Source organism: Skermanella sp., assembly GCF_059503625.1.
Map to the genome: position 1 here is coordinate 1 of NZ_JCACHA010000862.1, position 8,149 is coordinate 8,149.

Sequence of the window (8,149 nt, forward strand, 5' to 3'; positions counted from 1 at the left end):
CGATCGTCGCTGCTGACATGGCATGTCACGAGGGTTGGGCCACCATGGCCTTGAACCGCAAAACTCCGACTGCCGCAGGCGAACCACGGGTCATTGTTGGTCTGACCAGAACGGCGCAAACTAAGTGGCCGACCGATAGCACGCGTGGTTGTCATTCGACGCCCTCCGCGTGTTCCGTATCGTCTTCCGAGAGGGAGACAAGGCTGTATCGCGTTTTCCGCCAAGATGCGGCCTCTCGACTGAGCGATCGGTACGTGGAAGCACTCGACCCGCCGCAAGAACTCCGAGCGCAATTGCGGTTCACCCAGCTTACGGTCATAGGGATGGCGCATATTGACGCACCTGCTGAGGGCAACCACTCGGGACCTGTCAGCGGGCCGTACCGCACATCCAGTCCATCCCTGTCCGAAATGGCTTTAATCTGCTTGGCCATGGCCGCCAGCGCGCCGCAATTGTTGTCCATGATGGTCATGGGTCAGGCGCCTTCCCCAGTATCAGAGGTCGAACGGCGCGGGCCGGTCAGCTTCGACTCAATCCAGAAATCCAGAGCCGCCGGCTCGTATACTGGGAAGCGGCTGAACTTGCGGAACTCTGGGCCGCCACCGAGCGTGGCGTATTTGGCGAGCGTGGCGGGGGCGACGGGAAGGCCGCGAGCGGTGCAGTATTCGCTCGCCGCCTTCCGGCGCAGGTAGATGTTTGAGTGCATGGCAACCTCTCATCAATTGCCGGAACATCCCGGCAAACGCGATGCAGGTTGGCGCATCAGGCAGGTCGCAGGGAGCTGTCACCCCCTGTCACCCCTAAGCCCATAATGGGGTGACACCCTGACGTAAGCTATTGACGGCGCTTTGATTTTAGGGTGGCACCCTTTCTTGTATTTCGTCGTTTCGATACCAAGGTGCCATACCCTCCAAGCTTCAACCGCTTTTCATCGTGCAGCAGCACCGTCGCGATGGCCTCGGCGTCTCGGAACGATAACTCCGACAGCAGTTCGTGGGATCTCGCTTCTATTGCGTCGCGCGTCCAGTGGTGGGGTTGGGCATCGCTTCCAATCTCCGCCCGGATGGCATCCACGATCCGCAGCAGCTTGGTTGTGTAGGTTGGCGTCAAAGCGAGGGGTGCGCTGGGTGATTTCATTTGTCCCTCAGCTTTGGATGTGGGCTGAGCGGAGTTCTTAGCAGCCATCTCAATGAACTCTGGTGGAACACTCCAGTCGAATGAGATTGCCCCGGCAGCGAACTCATCGAAACTTACCATGTTGGTAGATGAGAAACACGGAGGACAATCGAAACGTCCACCGAACTTTCGGAACATAATGTCTGCACGATCTTTGAACTCTTGAGACTCGTCAAAAACATTTTTCCCAAGATCCCAGTCATAACCGACCCGAACTTGGTCGGGATCAATATTAAGCGACAAAGCTACGCCATCCCATATCTTTATGGACTCGATCTGGCGCCATTTCTGCCAACGCGGCCTTCTGTGACTCTCGCCAATCAGTCTTGGCTCATCCATTTTGTCACGGCTCATTTGTGCCCTCCGACAGTGCGTTCCGAAGATGTCAACGGGGAAACCCAGCCGGAGTTCGGGCTTGTCGAGTGGCCGCTCTATCCCCGCCGATCAAGAACCTATCGCGCACCCTTGCGCCGCGCCAGAGCCCACCACCTCGACCTATCGACACGAGGGGTCAGGAACCCGAAAAGGCCTCTTCCCTTTGTTATTGTCCCGCCGGCAGCGACACCACATCAGCCGTGACCAGTACCCCGTCGATCATGGTGGCGATCTTGGCGGACACCACGTCTGCCGCGGCAATCAGAGCCGCATCGGGCCTGCGGATATAGTGCCGCGCTGTAACCCCGCGCCGGGCGTGCCCCAGCAGTTCGCCTATGGTGGCGTCGCTGTAACCTTCCTCCGCGGCCATGCTAGCGAAGGTGCGTCGCAGATCTTGCGACCGCGCGTCCTTCAGTCCAGCCGCGTCGAGCAGGTCGGCAATCGGCTTCTTCAGGTCGGCGCTGCCGCTCGCATCCCGATTCGGGAACACCCACTCTGGGTGCTGGCGGGGCAGTGTCCTGATGATGTCGAGTGCGGCCTTGCCGATGGGGCGGGTGGAGCGTCCAGTTTTCGTCGCCTCCAAACGTAGGCACGAGCCGACTTCATCCACCTCCGCCCAACGAAGCCCAACGGCTTCTTCGCGCCGCAGTCCGGTCAAGGCGATCAGTCGAATCGCAGCCACGGCAGCCGGGCGAAGCACCGCTTGGTCGGCCAGCACCTTCCCCAAGGCCCGAAGTTCCTCCGTGGCAAGCACGCGGTCGTCGGCCTTTCCGCGGACGGTTTCAATGCCGTGCGCTGGGTTCGGTCCAGACACCAGCCCGCGCTTGTCAGCCCAGCTCCAGACGCCACCAAGGAGTTCAACTACTCGCGCCGCGGTGCCGCAGCCGCCCGTCACGACAGCCTTGCCGCGCGCCTTGGTCTTGACAGTCGCCGCCGTGTTCCCCTGCGCAATAGCGTCGGCCATGCGTTGGACGGCAGTCCGTGTGAGCTTGTCGGCGCGAACCTTGCCGACCAGCGGCTTGATGTGTCGTTGCACCCGGCCAACGTCGATTGCCACAGTGGACGCGCGTTTGGGGCGCTTGAAGCGGGTCGTCACCAAGCCCGCTTTAGCTGCCTCAAGGTACTGGTCGCACAGTTCGCTCACTGTCAACGCTGTGCGGACTTCGCGCCGATCCGTGCTGGGGTCCGCTCCGCCAGCAACCGCAGCCAGCTTCTCCCGCGCCAGCCTACGTCCCTCTTCGGGTGTCAAGACACCAATCCTGCCGAGTACCATCCGACGGGTGTGCCCCTCCGGTGTCCGATACTGCACAAGGAAGGCGCCGGCTCCGGATGGCTTCACGCGCACACCGAAGCCCTTCAGTTCGTCGTCCCACATGAAAACGTCCCGACCGAGATCAGGGCGGATGGCATCAACGGTGCGCTTGGTCAGCTTGGGCATGGCGGTTTCCTCATTTTGCTGCTTCCCCATCGGGGAAGCGTGGGGGAAGCATGAGAAAGCAAATGAGGGCAATCTCGGGACATCACCCGAAACATACAGTAAACTTAGTAATGAGTATTTTCAAGGGTTTGGCAATGTGGGGGAAACTTGAGGAAGCAGCAGAAAGCTCCCCACACCTACGTTGACATCGTAGGGGTCACAGGTTCAATCCCTGTCACGCCCACCATCCTTCCAATCACTCGGTCATAGATTGTACGGCAGGCGCCGAGCAGTCCCGATGGCCGGGATTTCGCTGCTTTACTCTTGTCATTCCCCAAGCGGCCGTATCCTACCTTATTCCAACGGCATTGAAGATTGACCGGTAAGTTCCGGCAGAGATGTCGGGCTGAAGAGGCCCGACTTGCGGCAGGATGCAATCCTCTCGGCGAGCGCTCCGGCCATCGTACACGAGCACGCCCAAGATGCCGCGCCCTCTTCTGACGATCAGAACTCACAACCGCCGCGCACTGGAAAAAGCGTTGCACAACATCCTCCGCCTTAAAAGCAGGCATGTTGCAGGCGCCGGCGCGGAATGGTTCATCACGGCGCGCTAGGAAGTGATGGGTCTGTAAGACGGGATCGTCAACTGATCGGCCATCGCCTTGTAGGTCGGCCTGAAGCGATGGTACATCCACAGGTCGATCTTCAATGCCGCGGGTCTCAGAAGGAGCGGGGCAGGCCGAGCACGTGTTCCGCGACATAGCTGAGGATCAGGTTGGTCGAGATCGGCGCTACCTGATACAGCCGGGTTTCCCGGAACTTGCGCTCGACGTCGTATTCGGTGGCGAACCCGAAGCCGCCGTGGAATTGCAGGCAGGCGTTGGCGGCTTCCCACGAGGCCTTGGCGGCAAGGTATTTCGCCATGTTGGCCTGGGTTCCGCAGGGCTCGTGCGCATCGAAGCGGCGGCACGCGTCGAAGCGCATCAGGTTGGCGGCCTCGATCTCGATGAAGGCCTCCGCGATCGGGAACTGCACGCCCTGGTTCTGGCCGATGGGCCGGCCGAACACGACGCGCTCGCTGACATAGGGAACGACCTTGTCGATGAACCAGTAGCCGTCGCCGATGCACTCGGCGGCGATCAGCGTGCGCTCGGCGTTCAGTCCGTCGAGGATGTATCTGAAGCCCTTGCCTTCCTCGCCGATCAGGTTCTCCGCCGGGATCTCCAGGTTATCTATGAACAGCTCGTTGGTCTCGTGGTTGACCATGTTGGCGATCGGCCGGACGGTGATCCCGTTGCCGATGGCCTGGTGGAGGTCGACCAGGAAGATCGACATGCCTTCCGACTTCTTCCCGACATCGGGCAGCGGCGTCGTGCGGGCGAGCAGGATCATCAGGTCCGAGTGCTGGACGCGCGAGATCCAGACCTTCTGGCCGTTGACGACGTAGCGGTCGCCCTTCCTGACCGCCGTCGTCCTGATCCTGGTGGTGTCGGTGCCGGTGGTCGGCTCGGTGACGCCCATCGATTGCAGGCGCAACTCGCCGGAGGCGATCCCGGGGAGATATCTGCGCTTCTGCTCCTCCGAACCATGCCGGAGCAGCGTTCCCATGTTGTACATCTGGCCGTGGCAGGCGCCGGAATTACCGCCGGACCGGTTGATCTCCTCCATGATCACGGAGGCTTCGGACAAGCCGAGGCCCGATCCGCCGTATTCCTCCGGGATCATGGCGGCAAGCCAGCCGGCTTTGGTCAGCGCGTCGACGAAGGCTTCCGGGTAGCCGCGCTCCTCATCGATCTTCCGATGATACTCGGCCGGATAGTTCGAGCACAGGTCACGGACCGCGTCGCGGATTTCCTGGTACTGGTCGGTCGTGTTCAGCATGGTGGTTTCCTCGATTTCCCGGCGGCCGGCACGGATCATCGTATCGGACGCCTGCATATTGGACGCCTGCCGGTCCAATGACCTATCGTCCTGCCGGACACCCGGCAAGCGGTCGTAGCAAGCGGTCGTAACGGGAAGAAAGATCGAGAAGCAGGCATAGTCGAACAGGGATGGCAGGGGCGCTCGGCATGGATAGGCAATTTCCTGACTTCATCGAGGGGTACGGCCCGGTCAAGCGGTTCGCGGGAGCTTTCGCGAACTCAGGCACGGTAACGCGCGCTCCGGTGCGGCTATGCGCCGTGCGGCCGGGAGCGTCGAAGGTATTGCCGAGCATCCGGGCGGCCATCGAGGCGTGCGGGCTCACGGACGGCGCCACCGTATCGTTCCATCACCACCTGCGGAACGGCGACGACGTCCTCAGGGCTGTGATGGCGGAGATCGCGGCCCTCGGCCTGCGGGACATCAGGATCGCGCCAAGCTCCCTCTTCCCTGTTCATGCGCCGCTGGTCGATCACATCCGCAGCGGCGTCGTGACCGGCATCTCGACCGCCTACATGGCGGGTCCCGTCGCGGAGGCGGTGGCAAGGGGCTGGCTCGCCACTCCAGCGGTCATGCAGACTCATGGCGGGCGGGCACGGGCGATAGAGTCCGGCGGCCTCCCCATCGACGTCGCCTTCGTCGCCGCTCCGACCGCCGACACCTACGGAAACCTGAACGGGGTGGACGGCAAGTCGGCGTGCGGGACGCTGGGCTACCCGATGGTGGACGCGAAGCACGCCCGCCGGGTCGTCGCGATCACCGACAACCTGGTGCCCTATCCGGCCTGTCCGATCGACATTACGCAGGAGGACGTCGACTACGTCGTCGCGGTGGACAGCATAGGCGATCCGCGTCAGATCGTGTCCGGCAGCACGCGCGTCACCGACAAGCTCGACGGGCTGAAGATCGCCGCGACCGCTGCCCGGGTGATCGCGGCGTCGGGCCTTCTGAAGGACGGCTTCTCTTTCCAGACCGGCGCCGGCGGCGTCTCGCTCGCCACTGCCGCCTGCCTGAGGGACGTCATGGTGGAGCGCGGGATCGTCGGCAGCTTCGCTGCGGGTGGCATCACCGGGACGATCGTGGACATGTTCCGGGCCGGACTGTTCCGGACGCTGTTCAATGTCCAGTGCTTCGACCTCAAGGCCGTCGAGTCCTATCGGCGCGATGCGGCGCATCAGTCGATGTCGGCTTCCATGTACGCCAATCCGCACAACAAAGGCGCGGTCGTCAACCAGCTGGACGCCATGGTCCTGGGCGCCGCCGAGGTCGATCTCGACTTCAACGTGAACGTCACCCTGGGAGCGGGCGGCCTGATCATCGGCGGATCGGGAGGGCACAGCGACACCGCGGCCGGCGCGAAACTGGCCCTGGTGACGACCAAGCTGACCGCCAGGAACCATCCCAAGATCGTCGAAAGGGTGGCCTGCATCACGACGCCCGGAGAAACGATCGACGTCGTCGTCACGGACGAGGGCGTGGCGGTGAACCCGACGCGCCCCGATCTCCGCGACCGGCTGCTGTCGGAAGGGCTGCCCGTGGTCACCATCGGCGAGCTGAGGGAAAAGGCGATGCGCCTGACGGGAGAGGCGGCGGGCGCTGCCCCGAAGGAGCGTTCCGGCGGAACAAGGCGTATCGTCGCCGTGGCGGAATACCGCGACGGTACCGTGATCGACCTTGTCGAAGCCATGCCCGGGTGACGAAGCGCCGGCAATCTTCAGATACAGCCGTAGAGGTCCCGATGACGACGATAGGACAGGACGATTTCATCGCAAGCATCGAAGATGCCTTGCAGTATATCTCGTATTATCATCCTCCCGATTTCATCAAGGCCCTGGGCGACGCCTACGCGCGCGAGGAATCGCCGGCCGCGCGCGACGCCATGGCTCAGATGCTCGTCAATTCCCGCATGTGCGCGGAGGGCCGGCGTCCGATCTGCCAGGACACCGGTCTTGTCGTCGTATTCCTGAAGATCGGCATGGATGTCCGCTGGAACGCAGCCATGAGCGTCACCGACATGGTGAACGAAGGCGTGCGCCGGGCCTACTGGAACCCGGACAATGTCCTGCGCGCCTCGATGATCCGCGACCCCGCAGGAGCGCGCAGCAACACCGGCGACAACACGCCGGCCATCGTCCACATGGAGGTGGTGCCGGGCGACGTGGTGGATGTCAGGCTGGCGGCCAAGGGGGGAGGGTCGGAGAACAAGGCCAAATTCGTCATGCTGAACCCGTCCGACGACATCGCGGAATGGGTCGTGAGGACGGTGCCGGCCATGGGCGCCGGCTGGTGCCCGCCGGGGATGCTCGGCATCGGCATCGGCGGCAGCGCCGAAAAGGCGATGCTCCTTGCCAAGGAGGCGCTGATGGAACCGATCGACATGCACGACCTCAAGTCCCGCGGCCCACGGGACCGGATCGAGGAACTGCGGATCGAGATCCATGACAAGGTCAATGCGCTCGGCATCGGTGCGCAGGGCCTGGGCGGACTGACGACCGTCCTCGACGTGAAGATCAGGGACTACCCGACGCACGCCGCTTCCAAGCCGGTCGCGATCATTCCCAACTGCGCCGCCACGCGCCACGTGCATTTCGTTCTGGACGGGCGTGGACCGGCTCGTCTGCCGAACGTCGATCTCGGCGATTGGCCCGAGGTTCACCTGCAAGCGCCGGAAACGGTGCGGCGCGTCCATCTCGACACGCTGACACGCGACGATGTCGCGGACTGGAAGTCAGGGGAACGGCTGCTCCTGAGCGGCAAGGTGCTGACCGGCCGCGACGCCGCGCACAAACGCATCGCGGACCTGTTGGGCGAAGGGCGGCCCCTGCCGGAGGGCTTGGATTTCAGTGGCCGCTTCATCTACTACGTCGGCCCCGTCGATCCGGTCCGGGGCGAAGTCGTCGGGCCGGCCGGACCGACCACGGCGACGCGGATGGACAAGTTCACCGAAACGATGCTCGATCGGACCGGATTGCTGGGGATGATCGGCAAGGCGGAGCGGGGAGCCGCCGCCATCGAGTCCATCCGGCGGCACCGGGCGGTCTATCTCGTCGCCGTCGGCGGCGCCGCCTACCTCGTATCCAAGGCGATCAAGGCCGCGCACGTCGTCGCCTTCGCGGATCTCGGCATGGAGGCCATCCATGAATTCGAGATCCGGGACATGCCGGTGACCGTCGCGGTCGATGCCATGGGGGATTCGGTCCATACCTCCGGCCCGGCCGCCTGGAGAAACGACCGTACTCTGCCCGCTGGCATGCAGTCCGG

Annotated in this window: 6 protein-coding genes; 2 read left to right on the plus strand and 4 right to left on the minus strand. The window is 63.3% G+C overall.

Features of this window, described 5'->3' with window-relative positions; translation table 11 throughout:
• Nucleotides 1-475: 475 nt before the first annotated feature.
• The 4 genes from AC5JJ6_RS31310 to AC5JJ6_RS31325 all read right to left on the minus strand — a co-directional run bounded on the left by AC5JJ6_RS31310 (nucleotide 476) and on the right by AC5JJ6_RS31325 (nucleotide 4,906).
• Nucleotides 476-706 (minus strand): helix-turn-helix transcriptional regulator, encoded by a 231-nt coding sequence (locus tag AC5JJ6_RS31310; RefSeq protein ID WP_496045800.1) that lies wholly within the window; start codon nucleotides 704-706, stop codon nucleotides 476-478.
• Between the two features lie 128 nt (nucleotides 707-834).
• The gene (locus AC5JJ6_RS31315; RefSeq protein WP_496045801.1) at nucleotides 835-1,530 is read right to left on the minus strand and encodes a hypothetical protein; all 696 of its coding nucleotides are present in this window, start codon (nucleotides 1,528-1,530) and stop codon (nucleotides 835-837) included.
• A 187-nt stretch (nucleotides 1,531-1,717) separates the two neighbouring features.
• The gene (locus AC5JJ6_RS31320; protein WP_496045802.1) at nucleotides 1,718-2,989 is read right to left on the minus strand and encodes a tyrosine-type recombinase/integrase; all 1,272 of its coding nucleotides are present in this window, start codon (nucleotides 2,987-2,989) and stop codon (nucleotides 1,718-1,720) included.
• A 699-nt stretch (nucleotides 2,990-3,688) separates the two neighbouring features.
• Entirely contained in the window at nucleotides 3,689-4,906 is a 1,218-nt protein-coding gene (locus AC5JJ6_RS31325) for an acyl-CoA dehydrogenase family protein (RefSeq protein WP_496045803.1), read from the minus strand.
• 131 nt (nucleotides 4,907-5,037) lie between these two features.
• On the opposite strand from AC5JJ6_RS31325, the gene citF reads away from it, so the two are divergent.
• Together citF and AC5JJ6_RS31335 are read left to right on the plus strand one after the other, a co-directional pair.
• Entirely contained in the window at nucleotides 5,038-6,585 is a 1,548-nt protein-coding gene (gene citF, locus AC5JJ6_RS31330; RefSeq protein WP_496045804.1) for a citrate lyase subunit alpha, read from the plus strand.
• 41 nt (nucleotides 6,586-6,626) lie between these two features.
• A partial coding sequence (locus tag AC5JJ6_RS31335) for a fumarate hydratase (protein WP_496045805.1) occupies nucleotides 6,627-8,149 on the plus strand: 1,523 nt, incomplete at its 3' end.